The sequence below is a fragment of the Streptomyces sp. NPDC055287 genome, from assembly GCF_053646035.1.
The window spans coordinates 1-22,153 of record NZ_JBSHNE010000004.1 but is presented as its reverse complement, the minus strand read 5'-3'; the positions used below and the strand labels follow the sequence as shown (position 1 = coordinate 22,153).

The 22,153-nt window shown below is 71.5% G+C and carries 24 protein-coding genes; 5 read left to right on the top strand and 19 right to left on the bottom strand.

The features are described 5' to 3' along the window. Positions 1-160 precede the first annotated feature (160 nt). Positions 161-952 (top strand): hypothetical protein, encoded by a 792-nt coding sequence (locus ACWIHY_RS08125; protein WP_454375118.1) that lies wholly within the window; start codon positions 161-163, stop codon positions 950-952. 161 nt (positions 953-1,113) lie between these two features. Next, the gene (locus tag ACWIHY_RS08120; RefSeq protein WP_454374806.1) at positions 1,114-1,446 is read left to right on the top strand and encodes a hypothetical protein; all 333 of its coding nucleotides are present in this window, start codon (positions 1,114-1,116) and stop codon (positions 1,444-1,446) included. 22 nt (positions 1,447-1,468) lie between these two features. Here ACWIHY_RS08120 and der read toward each other — a convergent pair whose 3' ends face one another. From der to aroH, 5 genes are all read right to left on the bottom strand, one after another. Beyond that, positions 1,469-2,929, bottom strand: a complete 1,461-nt coding sequence (der, locus tag ACWIHY_RS08115; RefSeq protein ID WP_454374805.1) for a ribosome biogenesis GTPase Der — start codon at positions 2,927-2,929, stop codon at positions 1,469-1,471. Positions 2,930-2,998: 69 nt separating this feature from the next. Further along, positions 2,999-3,586, bottom strand: a complete 588-nt coding sequence (locus ACWIHY_RS08110; RefSeq protein ID WP_454375117.1) for a lysophospholipid acyltransferase family protein — start codon at positions 3,584-3,586, stop codon at positions 2,999-3,001. A gap of 53 nt (positions 3,587-3,639) precedes the next feature. Next, complete coding sequence (gene cmk, locus ACWIHY_RS08105; RefSeq protein WP_454374804.1) at positions 3,640-4,347, bottom strand: (d)CMP kinase; 708 nt, start codon at positions 4,345-4,347, stop codon at positions 3,640-3,642. 131 nt (positions 4,348-4,478) lie between these two features. Further along, the gene (locus ACWIHY_RS08100) at positions 4,479-5,564 is read right to left on the bottom strand and encodes a prephenate dehydrogenase (protein WP_454374803.1); all 1,086 of its coding nucleotides are present in this window, start codon (positions 5,562-5,564) and stop codon (positions 4,479-4,481) included. After that, a complete protein-coding gene (gene aroH / locus ACWIHY_RS08095) occupies positions 5,561-5,923 on the bottom strand; it encodes a chorismate mutase (RefSeq protein WP_454374802.1) in 363 nt (120 codons plus the stop codon). Before aroH ends, ACWIHY_RS08100 begins: the two co-directional genes overlap by 4 nt. A gap of 190 nt (positions 5,924-6,113) precedes the next feature. Here aroH and ACWIHY_RS08090 point away from each other — a divergent pair, with 190 nt between their 5' ends. From ACWIHY_RS08090 to ACWIHY_RS08080, 3 genes are read left to right on the top strand one after another with little or no spacing between them, the layout of a single operon-like run. Beyond that, the gene (locus ACWIHY_RS08090; RefSeq protein ID WP_454374801.1) at positions 6,114-6,236 is read left to right on the top strand and encodes a hypothetical protein; all 123 of its coding nucleotides are present in this window, start codon (positions 6,114-6,116) and stop codon (positions 6,234-6,236) included. Between the two features lie 6 nt (positions 6,237-6,242). After that, positions 6,243-6,752, top strand: coding sequence for a Rieske (2Fe-2S) protein (locus ACWIHY_RS08085; RefSeq protein ID WP_454374800.1), 510 nt, complete (start codon positions 6,243-6,245; stop codon positions 6,750-6,752). Between the two features lie 19 nt (positions 6,753-6,771). Then, positions 6,772-7,515 carry a nucleotidyltransferase domain-containing protein gene (locus ACWIHY_RS08080; protein WP_454374799.1) on the top strand — a complete coding sequence of 248 codons (744 nt, stop codon included), beginning with the start codon at positions 6,772-6,774 and terminating at the stop codon, positions 7,513-7,515. Positions 7,516-7,614: 99 nt separating this feature from the next. Here the strand turns inward: ACWIHY_RS08080 and ACWIHY_RS08075 are convergent, their stop codons facing one another. From ACWIHY_RS08075 to ACWIHY_RS08010, 14 genes are all read right to left on the bottom strand, one after another. Continuing rightward, on the bottom strand, positions 7,615-8,427 hold the full coding sequence (locus ACWIHY_RS08075; RefSeq protein WP_454374798.1) for a nucleotidyltransferase domain-containing protein: 813 nt from the start codon (positions 8,425-8,427) through the stop codon (positions 7,615-7,617). A gap of 3 nt (positions 8,428-8,430) precedes the next feature. After that, positions 8,431-9,432 (bottom strand): ADP-ribosylglycohydrolase family protein, encoded by a 1,002-nt coding sequence (locus ACWIHY_RS08070; RefSeq protein WP_454374797.1) that lies wholly within the window; start codon positions 9,430-9,432, stop codon positions 8,431-8,433. Beyond that, positions 9,429-10,232: an NUDIX hydrolase gene (locus ACWIHY_RS08065; protein WP_454374796.1), complete on the bottom strand. Its 804-nt coding sequence runs from the start codon at positions 10,230-10,232 to the stop codon at positions 9,429-9,431. Before ACWIHY_RS08065 ends, ACWIHY_RS08070 begins: the two co-directional genes overlap by 4 nt. After that, positions 10,229-11,308, bottom strand: coding sequence for an AAA family ATPase (locus ACWIHY_RS08060; protein ID WP_454374795.1), 1,080 nt, complete (start codon positions 11,306-11,308; stop codon positions 10,229-10,231). The genes ACWIHY_RS08065 and ACWIHY_RS08060 overlap by 4 nt, the downstream gene beginning before the upstream one ends. Continuing rightward, positions 11,305-11,958 (bottom strand): nicotinamide riboside transporter PnuC, encoded by a 654-nt coding sequence (gene pnuC, locus ACWIHY_RS08055; RefSeq protein WP_454374794.1) that lies wholly within the window; start codon positions 11,956-11,958, stop codon positions 11,305-11,307. The genes ACWIHY_RS08060 and pnuC overlap by 4 nt, the downstream gene beginning before the upstream one ends. 127 nt (positions 11,959-12,085) lie before the next feature. After that, on the bottom strand, positions 12,086-13,348 hold the full coding sequence (locus ACWIHY_RS08050; protein WP_454374793.1) for a pseudouridine synthase: 1,263 nt from the start codon (positions 13,346-13,348) through the stop codon (positions 12,086-12,088). Then, entirely contained in the window at positions 13,348-13,974 is a 627-nt protein-coding gene (gene scpB / locus ACWIHY_RS08045; RefSeq protein ID WP_454374792.1) for an SMC-Scp complex subunit ScpB, read from the bottom strand. Before scpB ends, ACWIHY_RS08050 begins: the two co-directional genes overlap by 1 nt. Beyond that, positions 13,971-15,155, bottom strand: coding sequence for a segregation and condensation protein A (locus ACWIHY_RS08040; RefSeq protein WP_454374791.1), 1,185 nt, complete (start codon positions 15,153-15,155; stop codon positions 13,971-13,973). The genes scpB and ACWIHY_RS08040 overlap by 4 nt, the downstream gene beginning before the upstream one ends. A gap of 60 nt (positions 15,156-15,215) precedes the next feature. Beyond that, complete coding sequence (locus ACWIHY_RS08035) at positions 15,216-15,836, bottom strand: hypothetical protein (protein ID WP_454375116.1); 621 nt, start codon at positions 15,834-15,836, stop codon at positions 15,216-15,218. Further along, the gene (locus ACWIHY_RS08030; RefSeq protein WP_454374790.1) at positions 15,833-16,954 is read right to left on the bottom strand and encodes a ParA family protein; all 1,122 of its coding nucleotides are present in this window, start codon (positions 16,952-16,954) and stop codon (positions 15,833-15,835) included. The genes ACWIHY_RS08035 and ACWIHY_RS08030 overlap by 4 nt, the downstream gene beginning before the upstream one ends. Positions 16,955-17,335: 381 nt before the next feature. Next, positions 17,336-18,451: an alanine dehydrogenase gene (ald, locus tag ACWIHY_RS08025; protein WP_454375115.1), complete on the bottom strand. Its 1,116-nt coding sequence runs from the start codon at positions 18,449-18,451 to the stop codon at positions 17,336-17,338. 146 nt (positions 18,452-18,597) lie between these two features. Continuing rightward, positions 18,598-20,637, bottom strand: coding sequence for a tetratricopeptide repeat protein (locus ACWIHY_RS08020; RefSeq protein WP_454374789.1), 2,040 nt, complete (start codon positions 20,635-20,637; stop codon positions 18,598-18,600). A gap of 141 nt (positions 20,638-20,778) precedes the next feature. Next, positions 20,779-21,405: an NUDIX domain-containing protein gene (locus tag ACWIHY_RS08015; RefSeq protein WP_454374788.1), complete on the bottom strand. Its 627-nt coding sequence runs from the start codon at positions 21,403-21,405 to the stop codon at positions 20,779-20,781. Between the two features lie 82 nt (positions 21,406-21,487). After that, positions 21,488-22,153, bottom strand: a 666-nt coding sequence (locus ACWIHY_RS08010) for a glutamine amidotransferase-related protein (RefSeq protein WP_454374787.1), incomplete at its 5' end; no start/stop codon positions are given.

Genomic DNA, 22,153 nt, shown 5'->3' with positions numbered 1-22,153 from the left:
AGCCCCACCCGGTCGGCCGACCCGGCGTTGACGCGGGCCGCCCCGCCTGGTTGGTTCGATTCCGTTCCCCTCTTCGCGTGACCCCGGCGACAGATCACCCGTTGTCTTCTTGACGAGCCGGGAACCGCCCGGCACCCGCACCGAGTCCGAGGAGTCCCCCGTGCCGCGCATGCTCGACGTCAGCGACGACGTACGCGCCGAGATCGGCAACGAAGAAGCCGACCGCCTGCTCGCCGGCGAGAACGCCCCGGGCAGTTACGACTGCACCTCCTGCCGCACCCAGGGCGACTCCGAACTGGAGCGCACGAGCACCGTGCTGTTCATCGGCGAGGAAACCGCCGTGCTCGCGTTCGCCCACGCCACCTGCATCCCCTCGCAGGTCGTCCAGGTGGCCGAGGACCAGCTCCAGGGCGCCGTACGCAGCATCACCGGCGGCGGCCCGGAGCTCCCCGGCGCCGAGGAGTTCGGCGGCTCGCCCGGCCAGGCGGTTCTCGGGATCACCAGCGGCCTCGTGCTGATCGACGGCCAGCTGCACCCGGCCCTGGTCGTCGAGCCGACCGGCCCGGTCGCCCGCCCCGGCTCCGACAGCACCACCGACGCGTTCCTGCCGCTCGTCACCGAGCAGGGCTTCCAGCCGGTCACCGACATGGCCGACGTGCCCGCCCCGCTGCCCGGCTGGTCGGTCCTGCTCGCCATGGGCCAGCTGCACGCCGTACTCCAGCCGGGAACCAACGGCGGCAACCCGGTCTCCTGGTGGCAGGCGCACCAGCCCCTCCAGGTCACCGAGGGCTGGCGGACGGCGGCCAACAAGTCGAGCACGGTCCTCGTCTACACCGTGCCCGCCGGTTCGATCGGCCAGCAGCCGCGCGAGGACCTGCTGCGCAACGCCCTGGAGCGGGCGGCCGCCCGTGGCGTGCTGGCCGCCGCCGCCATGCCGCTGGCCGGCACCTGACGGGGCCCGGACCGTACGACAGGTCCATGCGCTCCACTCACCCCCGCCGAGCAGGGAATTCCCTGCTCGGCCCGCATCCGACGGGCGCTGGGGTCGTTGGCACATACGTGCACTCATACGACCCCTCACGCCATCAGCCGTACCAGACCCACATCCCCGCGATGCGTCCCTCGCGGGAGAGCCGGGCCGACCCCTCGCACACCCCGATCTACGACGCGCTGTACTCGGAGTACCGCAGGTCCTTCCGGGCGCTGCCCGGCGACCGCAGCGGCGAGGAGGAACTGGGGTTCACGGGCTTCGCCGGGGGGCCGCGCCACAGCGAAGGCCCCGGCCACACGAGTCACACCGGCCAGGGAACGCACGGCGGCGGGCACACCGGCTTCTGGCGCGTCACGAGCAGCGACGGCAGCACCACCTCCAACGGCAACGGGCGACAGCACACCGGGAATCACTTCCCGGCCGCGCTGCCGCCCGCTCCCCGTCGGGGGTTCTAGGCCCGTCCGCAGGCCCCTGCCGTCACTTCTTGCGGCCGCGCTTCTCGCGCACCCGCACCGAGATGTGGATCGGCGTGCCCTCGAAGCCGAACTCCTCGCGCAGCCGGCGCTCGATGAACCGCCGGTAGCCGGCCTCCAGGAAGCCGGAGGCGAAGAGCACGAACCGCGGCGGCTTCGCTCCCGCCTGCGTCCCGAAGAGGATGCGGGGCTGCTTGCCGCCGCGGACCGGGTGCGGGTGGGAGGCGACGATCTCGCCGAGGAAGGCGTTGAGCCTGCCGGTCGGGATGCGTGTCTCCCAGCCGGCCAGCGCCGTTTCGATCGCCGGGACCAGCTTCTCCATGTGGCGGCCGGTCTGCGCCGAGACGTTCACCCGAGGCGCCCACGCGATCTGGGCGAGCTCCGTCTCGATCTCGCGCTCGAGGTAGTACCGGCGCTCCTCGTCGAGGGTGTCCCACTTGTTGTACGCGATGACCAGCGCGCGGCCCGCTTCGACGGCCATCGTGATGATCCGCTGGTCCTGCACGCTGATGGACTCGCTGGCATCGATCAGTACGACCGCGACCTCGGCCTTCTCGACGGCGGCAGCGGTACGCAGCGAGGCGTAGTAGTCCGCGCCCTCCTGGAGGTGGACGCGGCGGCGGATGCCGGCCGTGTCGATGAACTTCCAGGTGATGCCGCCGAGCTCGATCAGCTCGTCGACCGGGTCGCGCGTGGTGCCCGCGATCTCGTTGACGACGACGCGGTCCTCGTTCGCCACCCGGTTGAGGAGCGACGACTTGCCGACGTTCGGACGGCCGATGAGCGCGATACGGCGCGGTCCGCCGGCAGCCAGGCCGAAGGTCTGCGCCGGGGCCTCGGGCAGGGCCTCGAGGATGGCGTCCAGCATGTCGCCGGTGCCGCGGCCGTGCAGCGAGGAGACCGGGTGGGGCTGGCCGAGGCCGAGCGACCACAGGGCGGTCGCGTCCGCCTCGCCGCTCAGGCCGTCGACCTTGTTGGCGCAGAGCACGACCGGCTTGCCGGCCTTGCGCAGCAGCCTGACGACCGCCTCGTCTGTGTCGGTCGCGCCGACCGTGGAGTCGACGACGAAGACGACCGCGTCGGCGGCCTCGATCGCGTACTCAGCCTGGGCGGCGACGGACGCGTCGATGCCGAGGACGTCCTGCTCCCAGCCGCCGGTGTCGACGATCTTGAAGCGGCGGCCCGCCCACTCGGCTTCGTAGGTGACACGGTCACGGGTGACGCCGGGCTTGTCCTCGACGACGGCCTCGCGGCGGCCGATGATGCGGTTCACCAGGGTCGACTTGCCGACATTGGGGCGGCCGACGACGGCGAGGACGGGCAGCGGGCCGTGACCGGCTTCGCCGATCGCGCCTTCGACCTCTTCGGGGTCGAAGCCCTCCTGCGCGGCGAGCTCCATGAACTCCGCGTACTCGGCGTCGCCAAGTGCTCCGTGCTCGTCGCCGGAGTGAATCTGGTCGTTCATGAAGTCCGTTCCTCGTTCATCATCATCGATGGACCACCCGATTCGCGCGGTCCACTACTCAAGTCTCGCCTAGCGCCCGGTAAGGCGCCTGGCACTTTCCAGGTGGGCGGTCAGCCTCTCCTGAATACGAACGGTGGCCTCGTCCAGCGCCTTGCGTGTGCGCCGTCCGCTGCCGTCGCCGGCCTCGAAGGGGTCACCGAAGACGATGTCCACCCGGCTGCGCAGCGGCGGCAGCCCCCGTATCAGCCGGCCGCGGCGCTCGGTGCTGCCGAGTACCGCCACGGGGACGATCGGCGCCCCGCCGCGTACGGCGAAGTACGAGAGACCGGCGCGCAGCGACGCGAAGTCGCCCTCGCCCCGGGTCCCCTCGGGGAAGATCCCGAGCACGCCACCGTCCGCGAGGACGCCGAGCGCGTTCGAGATCGCCGTACGGTCGGCGGTCGACCGGTCCACCTTCAGCTGCCCGATTCCGCGCAGGAACGGGTCGAGGGGGCCGACGAACGCCTCTTTCTTGATCAGGAAGTGCACCGGCCTGGGGGCCGCCCCCATCAGCATGGGGCCGTCGATCATGTGCGAGTGATTCACGGCCAGGATCACCGGGCCGCTCATGGGCACCCGCCAGGCACCGAGCACGCGGGGCTTCCACAGCCCGTACATGAGGCCGATGCCGATGCCGCGACCGACCGCCGCACCACGCAGTGTGGGGGCGGTCACTTCGCGGCCCGCTTCCCCTCGACCAGGGTAACGACACACTCGATGACCTGCTCCAGCGTGAGGTCGCTGGTGTCGACCTCGACGGCGTCGTCCGCCTTGGCGAGCGGCGAGGTCTTGCGGCTGGAGTCGGCCGCGTCACGCTTCAGCAGGGCCTCGCGGGTCGCGGACACGTCCGCGCCCTTCAGCTCGCCGCTGCGGCGGGCGGCGCGCGCCTCGGGAGAGGCGGTCAGGAAGATCTTGAGGTCCGCGTCCGGCAGCACGGTCGTACCGATGTCGCGGCCCTCGACGACGATGCCGAGCGCGGCGCCCTTGGCGATGGACCGCTGGAGCTCGGTGATGAGGGTGCGCACCTCGGGCACGGCGCTCACGGCGCTCACCTTGGAGGTGACCTCCTGGGTGCGGATCGGCCCGGAAGCGTCGATTCCGTCGACCGTGATCGTGGGGGCGGACGGGTCGGTGCCGGAGACGATCACGGGCTTCCCAGCGGCGTCCGCGATGGCGACGGCGTCCGTGACGTCGATGCCGTTGTTCAGCATCCACCACGTGATCGCCCGGTACTGGGCGCCGGTGTCCAGGTAGCTCAGGCCGAGCTTGGCGGCGACGGCCTTGGAGGTGCTGGACTTGCCCGTGCCGGAGGGGCCGTCGATGGCGACAATCACTGCTGCCGGGGCGGTCCGGGCGGCGGTTTCCACGGTGTAGGACACCTTCCTGGTACACGGGCTTGGGCGGTTGGGACCCGACGGACCCCACACAAGGTTACCGAGTCCCCGGCCCCGCCCTCGACGCCCCTGCGAAGCCCCCACAAAGCGGACATCGCCGCGGACCGCCGTCGCTGCTACTGGCGGATCGACCAGCCCCGCTCCCGCAGCGACGCGCTCAGCCCGGGCGCGGCCGCCGGCTCCACCATCAGCTGGACCAGACCCGCCTGCTGCCCCGTCGCGTGCTCGATGCGTACGTCCTCGATGTTCACGCCCGCCCGCCCGGCGTCCGCGAAGATCCGCGCCAGCTCGCCGGGACGGTCGCTGATGAGGACCGCGACGATCTCGTACGCCGCGGGAGCGGCTCCGTGCTTGCCCGGCACGCGCTCGCGCCCGGCGTTGCCGCGCCGCAGGACGTCCTCGATGCCGTGGGCGCCGCCCCGGCGCTTGTCCTCGTCGGCGGACTGCAGGGCGCGCAGCGCCTGGACGGTCTCCTCCAGGTCGGCCGCGACGCCGGTGAGCACGTCCGCCACGGGGCCCGGGTTGGCGGAGAGGATCTCGACCCACATCCGGGGGTCGGAGGCGGCGATGCGGGTGACGTCCCGGATGCCCTGGCCGCAGAGCCGTACCGCTGTCTCGTCCGCGTCCGCCAGCCGCGCCGCGACCATCGAGGAGACCAGCTGCGGGGTGTGCGAGACGAGTGCGACCGCGCGGTCGTGGGCGTCCGCGTCCATGACCACCGGAACGGCCCGGCAGAGAGCGACCAGTTCCAGCGCGAGGTTGAGGACCTCGGTGTCGGTGTCGCGGGTGGGGGTCAGGACCCAGGGACGGCCCTCGAAGAGGTCGGCGGTCGCGGCGAGGGGGCCCGAACGTTCCTTGCCGGACATCGGGTGCGTGCCGATGTACCCCGTGAGGTCGCAGCCCAGCGCCTCCAGCTCGCGGCGCGGCCCGCCCTTGACGCTGGCGACGTCGATGTACGCGCGGGCGATCCCACGCCGCATGGCGTCGGCCAGCGTCGCGGCCACGTGCGCGGGCGGTACGGCGACGACGGCCAGGTCGACACGGCCTTCGGGCGCCTCGTCGGTGCCGGCGCCGAGGGCGGCGGCGGTGTGGGCCTGCGCGGGGTCGTGGTCGGCGAGGTGGACGGTGATGCCGCGCCCGGCGAGGGCGAGGGCCGCGGAGGTGCCGATGAGGCCGGTTCCGATGACAAGTGCGGTTCTCACTGGGCGATGTCCTTGCGGAGGGCGGCGGCGGCGCCGAGGTAGATGTGCGAGACGGAGGACTTGGGCAGCTCCGACTCGACGTGCGCGAGGATCCGTACGACGCGGGGCATGGCGCCCGCTATGTCCAGTTCCTGGGCGCAGATCAGCGGTACGTCGACGATGCCGAGCCCCCGTGCGGCGGCAGCCGGGAAGTCGCTGTGGAGGTCGGGGGTGGCGGTGAACCAGATGCTGATGAGGTCGTCGGGGGTGAGCCCGTTGCGCTCCAGGATCGCGGTGAGCAGCTCGCTGACCTGCTCACCCATGTGCCCGGCCTCGTCCCGCTCCAGCTGGACCGCCCCGCGCACCGCTCGTACTGCCACGTCGTGCTCCTCGCTCCGTACCTCATCCGCGCCTGCGTGATTCAGCGTAGTTGGGTCGCGGGGCTGCTCCCCGCCCTCTGCGCCCCTCGCGCAGCGCGGACAGCTGGGCGGACAGCCCGGCGGACCGTTGCGGAGACAGCCGCACGGGTGGCCGTACGGACTGGGCTATCAGACGTACAGCGGCCGCGGGATGCGGCATTCGCTGCTCCGGTGCTTCTTCTCCAGGGCTTTCGGCGCGAAGATGCTGCTGCTTCGCGCCGAGCGGCCGGCCTCGGCGCTCGCGTTCTCGCGCGCCTCCGGTGTGACGGCGTGAGACGACATGGGACGACTTGAGGAGCACCTGATGGGCAAGGGCACGAGCCGCCGGACGATCCTCGCGGCCGCCGCGGCGGGCACCGCGATGGCCGCCGGCTGCGGCGGGAACGGCGACAACGGTGGCGGCGAGGAAACGCCGGCGTCCCCGGCGCCCCCGGAGCCGACCGCGCCGACCGGAGAGTCGCCGACCGCGGAGTCGCCGACCGCGGAGGAAACGCCTGGCGGCGGCCAGGCGCTCGCCAGTACCTCGGAGATCCCGGTGGGCGGCGGCACGATCTTCAAGAGCGAGAAGGTCGTGGTGACGCAGCCGGAGGAGGGCACCTTCAAGGCCTTCTCCGCGATCTGCACCCACCAGGGGTGCACGGTCGGCAGCGTCGAGGACGGCACCATCAACTGCCCCTGTCACGGCAGCAAGTTCCGGATCACGGACGCCTCGGTCGCCAACGGACCGGCCCGCAAGCCGCTCCCGCCGCGGCAGATCACCGTGGAAAGTGGTTCGATCCGGCTGCCCTGACTGCGGCACAATCCGGAGCATGATCCCGCCGGCTGCCCCTGCCCCGACCGCCGCCCCGACCGCTGCCCCGCCGGCTGCCGCGCCGACGGCCGAAGAGCTCGTACGGCATCACACGGTGTACTCCTGCGTGATGGGCTCGCGCGCCTTCGGCCTGGCGACGGACGCCAGCGACACGGACCGGCGCGGCGTCTTCGTCGCGCCGACGCCGCTGTTCTGGCGCTTCGAGAAGCCGCCGACGCACGTGGAGGGGCCGGCGGACGAGCAGTTCTCGTGGGAGCTGGAACGCTTCTGCGAGCTGGCCCTGCGCGCCAACCCCAACATTCTGGAGTGCCTGCACTCCCCGCTGGTCGAGCACGTCGACGCCACCGGCCGCGAGCTGCTCGCCCTGCGCGGCGCGTTCCTCTCCCGGCGGGCCCATCAGACGTTCGCCCGGTACGCGGAGGGCCAGCGCAAGAAGCTGGAGGCGGACGTACGGCAGCACGGCGCCCCGCGCTGGAAACACGCCATGCACCTGCTGCGGCTGCTCGGCAGCTGCCGCGATCTCCTGCGTACGGGCGAGCTGGTGATCGGCGTGGGCGAGGACCGCGAGCGGCTGCTCGCGGTCAAGCGCGGGGAGGTGGCGTGGCCGGAGGTCGAGCGGCGGATGAGGGTGCTCACGGCGGAGGCGGAGGCCGCCGAGGCGAAGAGCCCCCTGTCGGCGGAGCCGGACCGCCCCCGGGTGGAGGATTTCCTGCTGCGCACGCGCCGCGCCTCAGCCCGCTGAGGCGGTGAGCTGCGACTCAGCGGGCTTGGGCGGTGACCTGCGACTCGGCAGCTTGGGCGCTGACCTGCGACTCAGCGGGCTTGGGCGGTGACCTGCGACTCAGCGGGGTTGGGCGGTGAGCTGCGCGCTCCGGTCGCGACCGAGCCGCGCCCGTACGACGAAGTCGTTCAGCCGCTCGTACGCCGCGGTCTCGGCCGGGAGCCGTGACGCCGCCTGGGCGGCGTCGAGGACGCCGAGCAGGGCGTCGACGTCCGCGCTCAGACGCTCGCGGTCCGGGCCGTGGGCGGCGGCGTGTTCGGCCTCGGCCTTGGCCTCGATCAGCTCCGCCAGGTATGCCGGGGCGTCGACCTGCCCCAGCAGGGTGGGCAGATGGGCCTGCACCTCGCCGCTGCGCATCAGGTGGATGCCGGTCAGCAGCGCCCGGAAGGTATAGAGCAGCGGCTTCAGCTCACCGGTCTTCTCGAAGAGCCGCCATTGCGTGCCCGCGAAACCCCGGTAGTGATGCGCGTGATGACTGGTCAGCACGGCTGCAGCGTGCTGGGCCAGCTCCGCGTGCGCGTCGCTCGTACGCACGATCAGGGGCGAGAGCAACTGCTCCAGCACATAGCCGTTGCGCCGCAGCATCAGCCGTACGAACTTGCGCAGGTCGTGCGTGACCAGGTCCATCTCCACGCCGTCGCGCACCCACATGCGGCTGCGCGTCTCGTCGGGCTCCCCCAGGCCGACGAGATCGGCCGCGGGCAACAGGTGCGTGCCGCGCAGGTCGACGTCCGAGTCCCGGGACGGGAACCCGTACAGGTGCGCCCCGGAGACGGTCGCGAACAGCAGCGGATCGGTCTCCTCCGCGAGGATGGGGGCGAGGTCGGTGTCCGGCAGCCCGGCCTCGCGAAGACGCTTCTCGTACGCAGACATGGATCAAGCGTCCCAGAGCGCGCCGAGGGCCAGCAGCTCACCCCGGTACTCGATGCGCCCGGCCCACTCGGCCGGCCACACACCCGCTCCCAGGTGCGCTCCCGCGAACGCCCCCGCCAGACAGGCGATCGAGTCCGAGTCGCCCTTCGTGCACGCGGCCCGCCGCAACGCTGTGACGGGCTCCTCGGGGAACTGCAGGAAGCACAGCAGCGCGGTCGCGAGCGCCTCCTCCGCGATCCATCCGTCGCCCGTCGCCAGGCAGGGATCGGTTTCGGGGGACGGTGTACGCAGGGCCTCCGCGAGACATTCCAGTACGGCCAGGCACTCGTCCCAGCCGCGCGCCATGAACGCCTCCGGCGAAGCGTCGTGGGAGTGCGTCCACAGGTCGCCGAGCCAGCGCTCGTGGTACCGGGTGCGGTTCTCGTACGCGTACGAACGAAGCAGCCCCACCAGTCCGGTCGGCTCCGTCCCCAGCGCGAGCAGGTGCACGGCGTGGGCCGTCAGGTCGCTCGCCGCCAGCGCGGTCGGGTGCCCGTGCGTGAGCGCCGACTGCAACTGCGCGGCCCCGGCGCGCTGTTCCTCACCCAGCCCGGGTACGAGCCCGATCGGCGCGACCCGCATATTGGCCCCGCAGCCCTTGGAGCCGAGCTGGCTGGCCCGCTGCCAGGGCACGTCGCTGTCGAGCAGTCGGCAGGCGACGAGACAGGTGTTGCCGGGGGCACGGTTGTTCTCGGGCGAGTGGTACCAGTCCACGAATTCCTCGCGTACGGGCCGTGCCAGCCTCGGCGGCCCGAGCACCCCGCGCTCCATCGCCGTCCGTATCCCGCGCCCCAGCGCGAGCGTCATCTGGGTGTCGTCCGTGACGATCGCGGGCGTCGGCAGCTCCATCTCCCGCCACGGCCCGCACTTCGCGAGGATCGAAGGTACGTCCTTGAACTCGGTCGGGAAGCCCAGGGCGTCCCCGAGCGCGAGGCCTATGAGAGCACCGGTTGCTGCCTGCTTCACTGGGACCGTTCTCCTTCGGATCGTCGTTCGGGGCGCAGAAGTGGCGGATGCAGGGCCGCGGCGGTCCCGGCCCGGTAGAGGGCGGCGGGTTTTCCGCGCCCTCCGGTACGCCGTGGAGCCCCTTCCAGTGGCTCCACGAAGCCGGGCGAGGCGAGCACCTTGCGCCGGAAGTTCGGCCGGTCGAGCTCCGTGCCCCAGACTGTCTCGTACACCTGCTGGAGCTCGCCCAGGGTGAACTCGGGCGGGCAGAAGGCCGTGGCCAGGCAGGTGTATTCGAGCTTGGCGCGGATGCGCTCCCGGGCGTCGGCGATGATCCGCCCGTGGTCGAAGGCGAGGTCCGGCAGGCCGCCGACGGGCGTCCACTGCGCGTGCGCCGCGTCGCCGCCGCCGCGCGGCTCCGGCAGGCCGGGCACGAGCGCGGTGTACGCGACCGAGACGACGCGCATCCGCGGATCGCGGTCGGGGTCGCTGTACGTACGCAGCTGTTCCAGGTGGAGCCCGGCGGCGGACTCCTGCGACAGGCCGGTCTCCTCGGCCAGTTCGCGCCGGGCGGCGTCCTCCGCGCACTCGCGTGGCAGTATGAAGCCGCCCGGCAGCGCCCACGCCCCGGCGTACGGGTCCTGTCCGCGCCGGATCAGCAGGACGTGCAGCCGGCCCTCGCGCACGGTGAAGACGGCGAGGTCGACGGTGACGGCGAACGGCTCGAAGGCGTGCGGGTCGTACTGCGCTTCTTCGTGCGTCGCTGGACGCTTCCCTTGTTGCGTCCCTTGCGGCGTCTCTTCGTGCGCTTCTTCGTTCATCGATTCTCCGGAAGAGGGTCGGTGAAGCCCCACCCTTCGGCGAGCAGCGCGTCCACAGCGGCGACGGCGGCCGCGAGCCGCTCCTCGTGCGTTCCGCCGAGCGTGCGGAATCCGCGCCCTGTACGGGTGAGTTCCTCACGGAAGCGTGCGGTCATCCAGGGCCGCACATGCTCGCCGTCGCGCAGTCCGTCGTCCTCGAAGGGCACCCCCGTGTGGTCGGTGAGCAGCCACAGGTGCTGCCGGCCGCGGGCGGCGATCCGCGCGACGTCCGGGCTGGGGCCACCGAGGTAGCGCTCGTGCCACACCGTGGTGGCGAAGGCGTCGGTGTCGCAGAAGAGCACGGGCGAGCCAGCCCCGGCCGCTGTGTCCTCGCTGTCGGACTGCCGTTGTGCGATCAGTGGGAACTCCTCCGTGCTGAACGCGACCTCCGCCCAGTCGGCGTCCGGCCGCTGTGCGCGCAGTGCGGCCAGCTTCCGCTCGCTGTACTCCCTGCCGTACTCGGGAACGCACTGTGTCCGTTCCCAGACGCCGCCACGGCCCCGGTAGTGCTCGGCGAGCGCACACGCCATGGTCGTGGTCCCCGTCGACTCGGCCCCCAGGACGACCACGCGCCGCGCCAGTGCGGCCCGTACGGGCGCCTCCAGGTGGTCCCAGTGGCGGACAGGATCGGCTCGTACGGCCGTTCCCGAGACGGGAAATGCCGTACGTGCCGGGTCGACGCACACCGCGTCCGCACCGAAGCGCCGGCCGAGCTCGTCGCCGTACGCCTCCGAGGTGAAGACGGCGTCGACGGGCGCGGGGACAGCGGCCAGGAAGACCGCCATGTGCGCGTCCCACACGGCCGGGTCGGTGATGTCCACGGGGATGTCGTCCACGGCGCCCACGACGTCGGCGTCCGGGTGCACGGCCCGCATCCACGCCACCCTGTCGGCGAGCGGTACGGACTCGACGGACGAGGCGCACACGAGAACGGTGAGCCGTTCGCAGCGTTCCTGTGCGGTGCGCACGAGGTGATGGTGTCCCGCGTGCGGCGGGTAGAACTTCCCGAGCACGAGCCCGTGCTTGTACGCCGTCATACCGCGGCCTGCGCGACGGGCTGTTCCCGGGAAGCGGGACTGCGCCGCCAGTTGAGCAGCCCGAGAACGCACAGGGCCATGAAACCGACGTACAGCAGGGACGTCAGATACAGCTCCTTGTACGCGTACAGCGGGACGTACACGACGTCGGCCGCGATCCACAGCCACCACGACTCGAGACGCTTCCTGCACTGCCCGTACGTCGCCATGAGGGACAGCGCGGTCGTCAGGGCGTCCCAGAAGGGAACGGTCGAATCGGTGGCGCGGTCGAGGAGGAGCGTGAGGGCGAGTGTCCCCACCGCCCCCGCCGCCAGCAGCCAGGTCCACTCGGTGCGGCTCGTGCGCCGTACCGGGAGGGACGAGGAGCCTGGTCCACCCCCGTGGGTCCAGGTCCACCAGCCGTAGGCGGCGAGGGTGATGAAGACGACCTGCAGGCCGGCGTCGGCGTACAGGCCCGCCTGGGTGAACAGGAGGACGAAGAAGAGGTTGTTGGCGATGCCGATCGGCCAGTTGGCGATGTGCTGCCGGGCGACGAGCCAGACGCAGAGCGCGCCACTGCCGAACCCGAGGACCTCGGTCCAGCTCACCGGGGTGTCCAGGACGGTCACCAGTGGCTGCTGCAGGGGTTCGAGTATGTCCGCGAGACTCACGCCCGCCTCCTTAATAGTCAAGGTGACTATAAAGGGAGGGCAGGCCGTTCCACAAGCGCCAAAAAAGCCCCGGCCGGTTCCTGTGCGTACAGGAACCGGCCGGGGCTCGGGGCGAAAGGGCGTCGGTTTACAGACCGACTTCCTTCATCAGCATGCCGACCTCGGTGTTGGTGAGGCGGCGCAGCCAGCCGGACTTCTGGTCGCCCAGCGGGATAGGCCCGAAGGACGTCCGCACGAGCCGCTCGACGGGGAAGCCGGCCTCGGCCAGCATGCGGCGGACGATGTGCTTGCGGCCCTCGTGGAGGGTCACCTCGACCAGGTAGTTCTTGCCGGTGTTCTCGACGACGCGGAAGTGGTCGGCGCGGGCGTACCCGTCCTCCAGCGCGATGCCGTCCTTGAGCCGCTTGCCGAGGTCGCGCGGGAGCGGTCCCTGGATGGCGGCGAGGTACGTCTTCTTCACGCCGTACTTCGGGTGGGTGAGACGGTGGGCCAGCTCGCCGTGGTTGGTGAGCAGGATGATGCCCTCGGTCTCGGTGTCCAGTCGGCCGACGTGGAAGAGACGCGTCTCACGGTTGTTGACGTAGTCGTTGAGGTTCTGGCGGCCGTCGGGGTCGCCCATCGTGGCGACGACTCCGGCCGGCTTGTTCAGCGCGAAGAAGAGGTGGGACTGGGTGGCGACCGTCAGACCGTCGACCTTGACCTCGTCCTTGTGCACGTCGACGCGGCGGCCCTGCTCGGTCACGATCTCGCCGTTGACCTCGACCCGGGCCTGCTCGATCAGCTCCTCGCAGGCGCGCCGCGAACCCATGCCCGCACGGGCGAGGACCTTCTGCAGGCGCTCACCCTCCTGCTCGGCTCCCGGGAACGTCTTGGGCGTCTTCACCTGGGGCTTGCTGTGCCGCTCGCGTACGCGCTCCTCGAGCTTGGCGTCGAGCTCGCGCGGCCGGGACGGGGCGCTCTGCGGGCCACGGCGCAGTCCGGGGGTCCGGAAACCGCCCTGCGGGGCCTTGGGGCCGCCCTTGGCGCCACCGCGCGCGGCCGCGCCACGGCTGCCGGTGCCCGAGCCACCTGCGGCGCCTCCGGCGCCACTGCCACCACGTCCCGCACCCGCACCGCCGCGACCCGCGCCGCTGCCTCCACGTCCGGCACTCGCACCACCGCGACCGGCACCCGCACCACTGCCGCCGCGGCCGGCCGGTGCGCCACCGCGACCCGCGCCGCCGCCCTCGCGGGCGCCGGGGGCGTCACGGCCGACGTCGTAACGGCGCTCCTCCGGACGGGGACGGTCCGGACGGTCGGTGCGCTTCTGCTTGTCGTCGCGCCCCTTGCCCGCGCCCCGCTGATTCCGGTCGTTGCCGCTTCCGCTGTTCCTGCCGCTGCTGCTTCGCATCAAAATTCCGTCTTGTCGTCTGCGTCGGTGTCCGGGGCGTCCGGATCGAACGACGGCACACCCTCTAGCGTCTCAGCCTCGATCGCGTCCGCCTCCGGGAGGAATGGCGCGAGCTCCGGGAGCTCGTCCAGGCCACGCAGGCCCATCCGCTCCAGAAAGTAGTTCGTCGTCCTGTACAGGATCGCACCTGTTTCGGGTTCCGTGCCCGCCTCCCCCACCAGCCCGCGCTGGAGGAGGGTCCGCATCACGCCGTCACAGTTCACGCCCCGTACGGCCGAGACCCGTGACCGGCTCACCGGCTGCCGGTACGCGACGACCGCCAGCGTCTCCAGGGCGGCCTGGGTGAGACGGGCCTGCTGGCCGTCCAGCACGAAGCTCTCGACCGCCGCCGCGTACTCGGGCCGCGTGTAGAAGCGCCACCCCCCGGCGACCAGCCTGAGCTCGAATCCGCGCCCCTGTACGGCGTACTCGTCGGCCAGCTCCCGCAACGCGTCCGCGACGGCTCTGCGGGGCCGCTCGAGCACCTTCGCCAGGTGTTCCTCGGTGGCGGGCTCGTCGACGACCATGAGGACCGCCTCCAGGGCGGGCTTGAGGCCGAGGTCCGCCACCGCGACGGGCTCGCTCACGTTGTCTCCTCCACCACTTGATCGAATTCGTCCGTGACGACGGGCTGCGCCGCCTCTCCGCCGGTCCACCTCACCATGAGCTCCCCGAGTGCCTCCTCCTGGTCCAGTACGACGGCCTTCTCCCGGTAGAGCTCCAGCAGCGCGAGAAAGCGGGCGACGACAGTGAGGGTGTCGGAGGCGTCCTCGGTCAGCGACTGGAAAGTCGCCTCCCCCGACTCCTTCAGCCGCGCGACGACCACCTCCGCCTGTTCCCGTACGGAGACGAGAGGCGCGTGGATGTGATCGACGTACACCTGTGGCTCGGCGCGGGGCTGCATGGCCTTCACGGCGAGCGCGGCGAAGCCGTCCGGGCCGATGCTGATGACGACCTCGGGCAGCAGCGCCGCGTGGTGCGGCTCCAGACCGACCGTACGCGGATACCGTCGGGCCTCCGCGTCCAGCCGCTCGCTGAAGATGTCGGCGATCCGCTTGTACGCGCGGTACTGCAGCAGCCGCGCGAAGAGCAGGTCCCGTGCCTCCAGCAGCGCGAGGTCCCCCTCGTCCTCCACCTCGGCGGCGGGCAGCAGCCGGGCGGCCTTGAGGTCGAGGAGCGTCGCGGCGACCACGAGGAACTCGGTGGTCTGGTCGAGGTCCCAGTCGGGCCCCATGGCCCGGATGTGGGCCATGAACTCGTCGGTGACCTTCGAGAGGGCGACCTCGGTGACGTCGAGCTTGTGCTTCGAGATGAGCTGAAGCAGCAGGTCGAACGGCCCCTCGAAGTTCACCAGCCGGACGGTGAACCGCCCGTCCGTCGCGGCCTCGGCAGGCGCCGCTTCGGCGGGAGCGGCCTCGACGGGCACGCCCTCGGCAGGAGCCGCCTCGACGGGCACGGCCTCGACGGGAGCCGCTGCGTCCGGCGCCGCTCCGGCAGGGCCGGTGTCGCGGGAGCCCGGGTCGCTCGCGGATACCCCTCCGGACGGCCCCGCGTGTTCGGGATCCGGGGGGCCGCTCGCCGCACCCCCGGCTGCGGGAGGGGCCGGAGCGGGGGGATCCTCACCCGCCCGTACGTCGGGCGCACCTTCCGGCGCCGCCGACTTTGCGGCACCCCGCGCACCGGCACCGCCGGGCGGCTGCGGCGCCCCCGGCCCGCGCCCCAGGCGACGGCGGGGGGCGGGAGCGGGATCGTCGGGGCGCGGCGGCATGGCTGTGGTCCAGGGGGCGGGGAACAAGAGCAGGGGCAGCGCAGGCTACCGCCCGTCCGGTCAGCGCCCGCGCAGGCGCCGCACGAGAATGCTCGCGTCGCCCCGCGACTCCAGATCCGCGAGGACGACGGCAACCGCCTCCCGCACGATCCGGCCGCGGTCGACAGCGAGCCCGTGCTCCCCGCGCAGCACCAGCCGTGCGTGCTCGAGGTCCATCAGTTCCTCGGCCGAGACGTAGACCGTGATCTTCTCGTCGTGGCGCTCGCGGCCACTGGGGCGACGGTTCGCCCCGCGCCCGCCCCGGCGCCGTGGCTGGCCGCCCGCGGCGGGACCACCGGAGGCCGCAGGACGCTGCTGGGCGCCCGACTGGGATGCCGGCTGCCCCTCGGGTGCCCGCCGGGCCTTCGTGGCGGCAGCGGCCGCCTGGTCGCCCTCCACGGTCCGGCTGCGATGTCCGCCGGCCTCGGCGTCGGCGGCGGCGTGCTCCGTGCCCTCACGGCCACCGGCGGAACCGGCGGCCGACGTGCCCTCGGACTGCTCGCCCGCCGCCCCGGGGTCGCTCTCCCCCGCCGGCCCCGGCACGCGTGCCTCGCCATTGACGGGCGGGCGCCGCGGGGACGACGACTGCAGTGCCATTCCCCCGGTCGTGCGGAACAGTTCGTCGGCCCCCGGCAGACTCACTCGGCGTGACACCGGGCGAGCACCTCCCTGGCGAGCTGGCGATAAGCGGCCGCACCGACCGAGTTGGAGGCGTACGTCGTGATGGGCTCACCGGCGACCGTGGTCTCCGGGAAGCGGACGGTACGTCCGATCACCGTGTGGTAGACGTGCTCGTCGAAGGCCTCGACGACCCTCGCCAGCACCTCACGGCTGTGCACCGTACGGGAGTCGTACATCGTCGCGAGGATGCCGTCGAGCTCCAGGTCGGGGTTGAGCCGCTCCTGGACCTTCTCGATCGTCTCGGTCAGCAGGGCCACACCGCGCAGCGCGAAGAACTCGCACTCCAGCGGCACGATCACCTTGTGAGCCGCCGTCAGGGCGTTCACGGTGAGCAGACCGAGCGAAGGCTGACAGTCGATCACGATGTAGTCGTAGTCGGCCATCAGGGGCTTGAGCGCCCGCTGAAGTGTCGACTCGCGGGCGACCTCGCTGACCAACTGCACTTCCGCCGCCGACAAGTCGATATTGCTCGGCAGCAGGTCCATGTTGGGTACCGCGGTCTTCAGGAGGACCTCGTCGGCCGACATGCCCCGCTCCATGAGCAGGTTGTAGACCGTCAGGTCGAGCTCCATCGGGTTCACGCCGAGACCGACCGACAGGGCTCCCTGCGGGTCGAAGTCGACGAGCAGGACCCGTCGTCCGTACTCCGCGAGAGCCGCACCCAGATTGATGGTCGACGTCGTCTTGCCGACGCCGCCCTTCTGGTTGCACATGGCGATGATCTTCGCGGGGCCGTGATCGGTCAGCGGGCCCGGGATCGGGAAGTACGGCAGTGGCCGTCCGGTCGGGCCGATCCGCTCGCGGCGCTGGCGGGCAGCGTCGGGGGCGAGGGTGGCCGCGTACTCGGGGTCGGGCTCGTACTCGGCATCGGGATCGTAGAAGTGCCCCTCGGGCACCTCGTCGAAGTCGGCGAGGCGGGTGGTGGACTTGTCCCCACTCTGGTCGCCGGCCATGGCGTTCACGTGTAGGCCGTCCATGCTCTGGTGGGCTGTCGTCATGTGCTGATGGGTGGCGAAGGTGCGGACAGCGACGGAGCCGACAGCCTCGAGCCCCGATGGGCCCTGGCCCCGTGCAGGCATTCCTGGTTGACCACCCCCGGGAGTAAATGTCGACTCATTCACAAGTCGTCTTACCTCCTTGGACGTGACCAGGAAACTTATCGATAGGTCAGCGTGGCACCATGCCGACGGTTGGCGACTCTATGGCGTGTCACCGGTCCGCAGCAACACAATCCGCCGGACCCGGCCCGATGTGTCGGCAACGGAACACCCCTGTGTCAAGGGTGCGCGGGCGCAAAAGAGAGGCACTGACCGCGCGTTTCACAGGGTCGCGAAACGGTTAAAGGGTTACGTTCGCGGCGAGTTGAACGTGTCCGCGCAAGTGCTCGGATACACGTCCGACCGGACCTTGCTCGACAAGGTCCGGCCGGTTGCGTGAGGTTGACGACTTTCGTTGACGCGTCAGCCGAGGAGCGTGCCCAGTTCGACGTGCGGCAGCGCGTGAGCCTCGGCGACCTCGCGGTAAACAACCTGGCCGTCGTGGGTGTTGAGGCCCTTGGCGAGGGCGGCGTCGCGGCGCAGCGCCTCGACCCAGCCGCGGTTGGCGAGCTCCACGATGTACGGCAGCGTGGCGTTCGTCAGTGCGTACGTCGAGGTGTTCGGAACGGCGCCCGGCATGTTCGCGACGCAGTAGAAGACCGAGTTGTGGACGTTGAACGTCGGCTCGGCGTGCGTCGTAGCGTGCGAGTCCTCGAAGCAGCCGCCCTGGTCGATCGCAATGTCGACAAGGACACTTCCGGGCTTCATCTTGGCGACGAGCTCGTTGGTGACGAGCTTCGGGGCCTTGGCGCCGGGGATCAGGACCGCGCCGATGACGAGGTCGGCCTCGACGACGGCCTTCTCCAGCTCGAAGGCGTTGGAGACGATCGTCTTCACCTTGGTGCCGAAGACCTTGTCGGCCTCGCGCAGCTTGTTGATGTCACGGTCGAGCAGGGTCACGTGAAAGCCCATGCCGACGGCGATCTGCGTGGCGCTCCAGCCGGAGACGCCGCCGCCGATGACGACGGCCTCGCCGGCCGCCGTACCCGGGACACCGCCCGGCAGCACACCGCGGCCACCGACCGAGCGCATCAGGTGGTAGGCGCCGACCTGCGGGGCCAGCCGGCCCGCGACCTCGGACATCGGGGCGAGCAGCGGCAGGGCGCGGTTCGCGGTCTCCACCGTCTCGTAGGCGATCGCGGTGGTGCCGGACTCCAGCAGGGCGTCCGTGCACTCACGGGAAGCGGCGAGGTGCAGGTAGGTGAAGAGCGTCTGGTCCTTGCGGAGGCGGTGGTACTCCTCGGCGATGGGCTCCTTGACCTTCAGCAGCAGGTCAGCGGTGGCCCAGACCTCATCGGCGGTCGCCAGGATCTGCGCTCCGGCGGCGACGTACTCACCGTCCGTGATCGAAGATCCGACGCCGGCGTTCTGCTCGACGAAGACCTGGTGGCCGTGGCGCACCAGCTCGTGCACGCCTGCGGGGGTGATGGCCACCCGGAACTCGTTGTTCTTGACCTCGCGGGGGATGCCGACCTTCACGTCGATCACGGTCCTTGGCTCAGGGGGAATAAATGGGTCATTGCCATACATACCCAGGTACGCACGGCACACCCGGGCAGCACCGCAGCATGACGCGGCAGAGCCAGTCTAATGAAGGATTTCCTACTGTCTAGCCTTACAAAGCATCAATCTCTCGGCGAACCACTGCGGATTTCGCAGGCAGAACCCTCATCTACCAGCAGACTGTCTGCAGCGTTCCTGTGCAGCCGCGCCGCCGCCGGGTCCCCCAGCCGGTCGAGTGTGTCCGCGAGCCGCAACTCCAGCGCAGCGTGCAGCCGTACGTCCTCGGCACGCCGCGCCCACTCGACTGCCTCCCGGCAGGTGCGCAGCGATTCCTCGGGCCGCCCGGCGTACTCCTGCACCCTCGCCACTTCGCTCAACGCCCTTGCGTGGCCCGGCAGATCGCCGGTCCTGCGGTGACCCGCCGCCGCGGCGCGCCAGTTGCGCAGCGCCTCGCCGTAACGCCCCGCGTAGGTGTGTACGGCCCCGAGCCGCCCGTACAGCCGTGCCGCATCCGCCTGTTCGCCCCGTGTGAGCCGCTGTTCCAGCGCCCGGCCGTACCAGTCGGAGGCGCGCTGCCAGTCACCGAGTTCCTGATGCGTCCCGCCTACGGATTCCATCGCACGGCCTGTCGCGTACGGGTCACCCGCTGCCCGGCCGGCGTCCAGAGCGGCCCGGTAACGCGTCAGCGCCTCCTCCGTACGACCGGTCCGCGCGTCCAGATCCGCGAGATTGAGCAGCGCGGCGGCCTTCTCGCGGTGCAGACCGCACCGCTCGGCCACGTCCAGTACGAGCCGGTGCAGCCCGTACAGCTCGGGAGCCGCCGCTTCGGTGCCCCGGTGCGCCGCCAGCGCCCGTACCAGTGCGGCCACCAGCCGCCTCGCCAGGGTGTCGAGCTCACCGTCCTCGACCGCGATCCGCGCCGAGGCGAGGAGCGCGGGCTGCCGGATCCGCAGCCACTCGGCGGCGGCCGGGACGTTGGGGAAGCGCAGCGCGCGCGGCAGCCCCGCCAAATTCCTGCGGGCCGCGGAGCCGTCGGGCTCGGTGATCGCCCGGCAGGACTGGAGCAGCCGCACCGTCCGCTCCAGCATCCTCGCCCGGGCCAGCTGCACCTCGGCGGGCCGGTCCCGGTCCTCCATCAGCGCCTTCATCATGGGCGCGAGGCAGCCGGGCACCTCGTACTGCCGCCCGCCCGCCCGGCGCAGCAGGCCGAGCGCGGCGAAGTCGTCCAGTGCCGTCTGGGCCCCGGAGACCGAGCAGCCCGCCAGGGCGGAGGCGGTGTGCGCGTCCACGACACCGGCGGGTGCGAGGGAGAGCAGGCGCAGCATCCGGGCCGTGGGCTGCGGCAGCGACTCGTACACAAAACGAAACGTGCGGGCGAGCGGCCGGCCGCCGGTGGGCTGCCCGGGCTCGACGGGCATGTCGTGCAGCCGCTTCGTCACATCGGCGACGGACGCCTTGGGGCTGGCGGCCAGCCAGCCGCCGATCAGGGTCAGCGCGGCGGGCTGTCCCCCGCACTCCTCGGCGAGCGAGTCGGCCGCCGTGGGATCGACCGTGATCCTTACCGCACCGGTGAAGCGGCCGAGCAGCTCGACCGCGGAGCCGGTGTCCAGGCCTCCGATGGTGCAGGGCCGGACTCCGGGGATACCGGTGAGGGGGCCCCGGGCGGTGGCCACGACCAGGCAGTCCGGGTTGTCGGGCAGCAGCGGGTCCACCTGCTCGGCGTCGGCGGCGTCGTCGAGGACCAGCAGGACGCGGCGTGCGGCGAGTGCCTCACGGACGAGCTCGGACAGCTCGTCGTCACCGGCCCCGGGCGGGACCGCGACCTCGAGGTCGTCGAGCAGCGCGCGGGCGGTGCGCTCGGTGGGTACGGGCACGCCGTCGGGATCGGTCAGCCGGGCACGCAGCGTGCCGTCGGGGTAGTCGGCAGTGAGGCTCGCGGCGAGTTCGGCGGCGAGGGCGGTGCGGCCGGAGCCCGGGCGGCCCGCGATCAGCAGCACGCGGGCCCTGGGCTCCTTGCGGCCGGCGAGGGTGTCGAGCCCGGCCCGCTCGATGTCGTCGCGCAGCTCCTTCAACTCGCGTGCTCTGCCGAAGAACTCGCCCGTCGTCCGCCCTGCCGGGGAACCCGCCGCCGCGCCGCTGGTGTCCACCGCCTGATCCGTCACGGGCCACGCTCCCGTCCGCCTGCGCACAAGCCCGCCGCGTCTGCGGTCGGGAACTTCGAGCGTAGTTCACGCTCTGCTACGAACCGTGCGGAGCGCGGCGGGCGGATCACCCAATCGGATCAGCGGATTTTCAGATCACCCTCATGCCTCGAAGGGCCGCGCCGGCCAGGGGGCGTCGGCCGGACGCAGTGCGTCGACCCCTTCTCCCGCAAGGGCGGCGGCCAGCGCCAGGACGCCCACGGCCAGGCACGTGTTGTGCAGCTCCCCGGCGAGCACGCCGCGCACGAGTTCGCCGAGCGGAACCCGCGCGTGTTCCATGTCCGCCTCTTCCTCCTCGACCTCGAAGCGCTCCCCCTCGACGTCGGAGAGATCGCGGGCGAAGAAGATGCGGACGGCCTCGTCGCAGCCTCCCGGCGTCGGGTAGACGTCGGCCAGGACGTGCCACTCCTCGGCCTTGACGTGTGCCTCTTCGTAGAGCTCGCGCTGCGCGGCGCTCAGCGGATTCTCGCCGGGTACGTCGAGCAGGCCGGCCGGGATCTCCCACAGCCGCTGGCGCACGGGGTGCCGGTACTGGCGGATGACCAGGACACGGTCGTTCTCGTCGAGGGCCAGGACCGCCACGGACCCGGGGTGCACCTGGTAGTCGCGGCGCACCACGCCGCCGTCGGGCATGACCACGTCGTCGGTGCGGACGCTCGTCTTGTTGCCGGTGAAGGGAACCGCGGTCGCGGTGACCTGCCACTCCTCGGGGATGTCCTTGATGGCCATGAAGCGTCCTCCCAAAGCAGAAAGCAGAAAACCGGGGTACCGGCCCAGAAGGCCCGTACCCCGGCAACCGTATCTCCTGCGACTACTTGGCGGCCGAGCCGGTCTTGCCCGCGGCCTGCTGCCGTTGGACGGCGGCCTTGACCAGGCCCGCGAAGAGCGGGTGGGGGCGGGTCGGGCGGGAGCGGAGTTCGGGGTGTGCCTGGGTGGCGACCAGGTAGGGGTGGACCTCGCGCGGGTATTCGACGTACTCGACGAGCTTGTTGTCGGGGGACGTGCCGGAGAAGACGATGCCCGCCTTCTTCTCCAGCTCCGCGCGGTAGGCGTTGTTGACCTCGTAGCGGTGGCGGTGGCGCTCGTCGACGTAGGGCTGGTCGTCGTAGACCTCACGGACGATCGAGCCCTCGGCGAGCTTCGCGGGGTAGAGGCCGAGGCGCATGGTGCCGCCCAGGTCGCCGGCGCCCTCGACGTAGGCGAGCTGCTCCTCCATGGTGGAGATCACCGGGTGGGCGGTCGCCGCGTCGAACTCGGTGGAGTTGGCGTCCTCGATGCCCGCGAGGTTGCGGGCGGCCTCGACGACGATGCACTGCAGGCCCAGGCACAGGCCGAGCAGCGGGATCTTGTTCTCGCGGGCGTACTGGATGGCGCCGACCTTGCCGTTGACGCCACGCTCGCCGAATCCGCCCGGGATCACGATCGCGTCGACGTCACCGAGCTGCTGCTGGGCACCCGTCTGGGTCTTGCAGTCGTC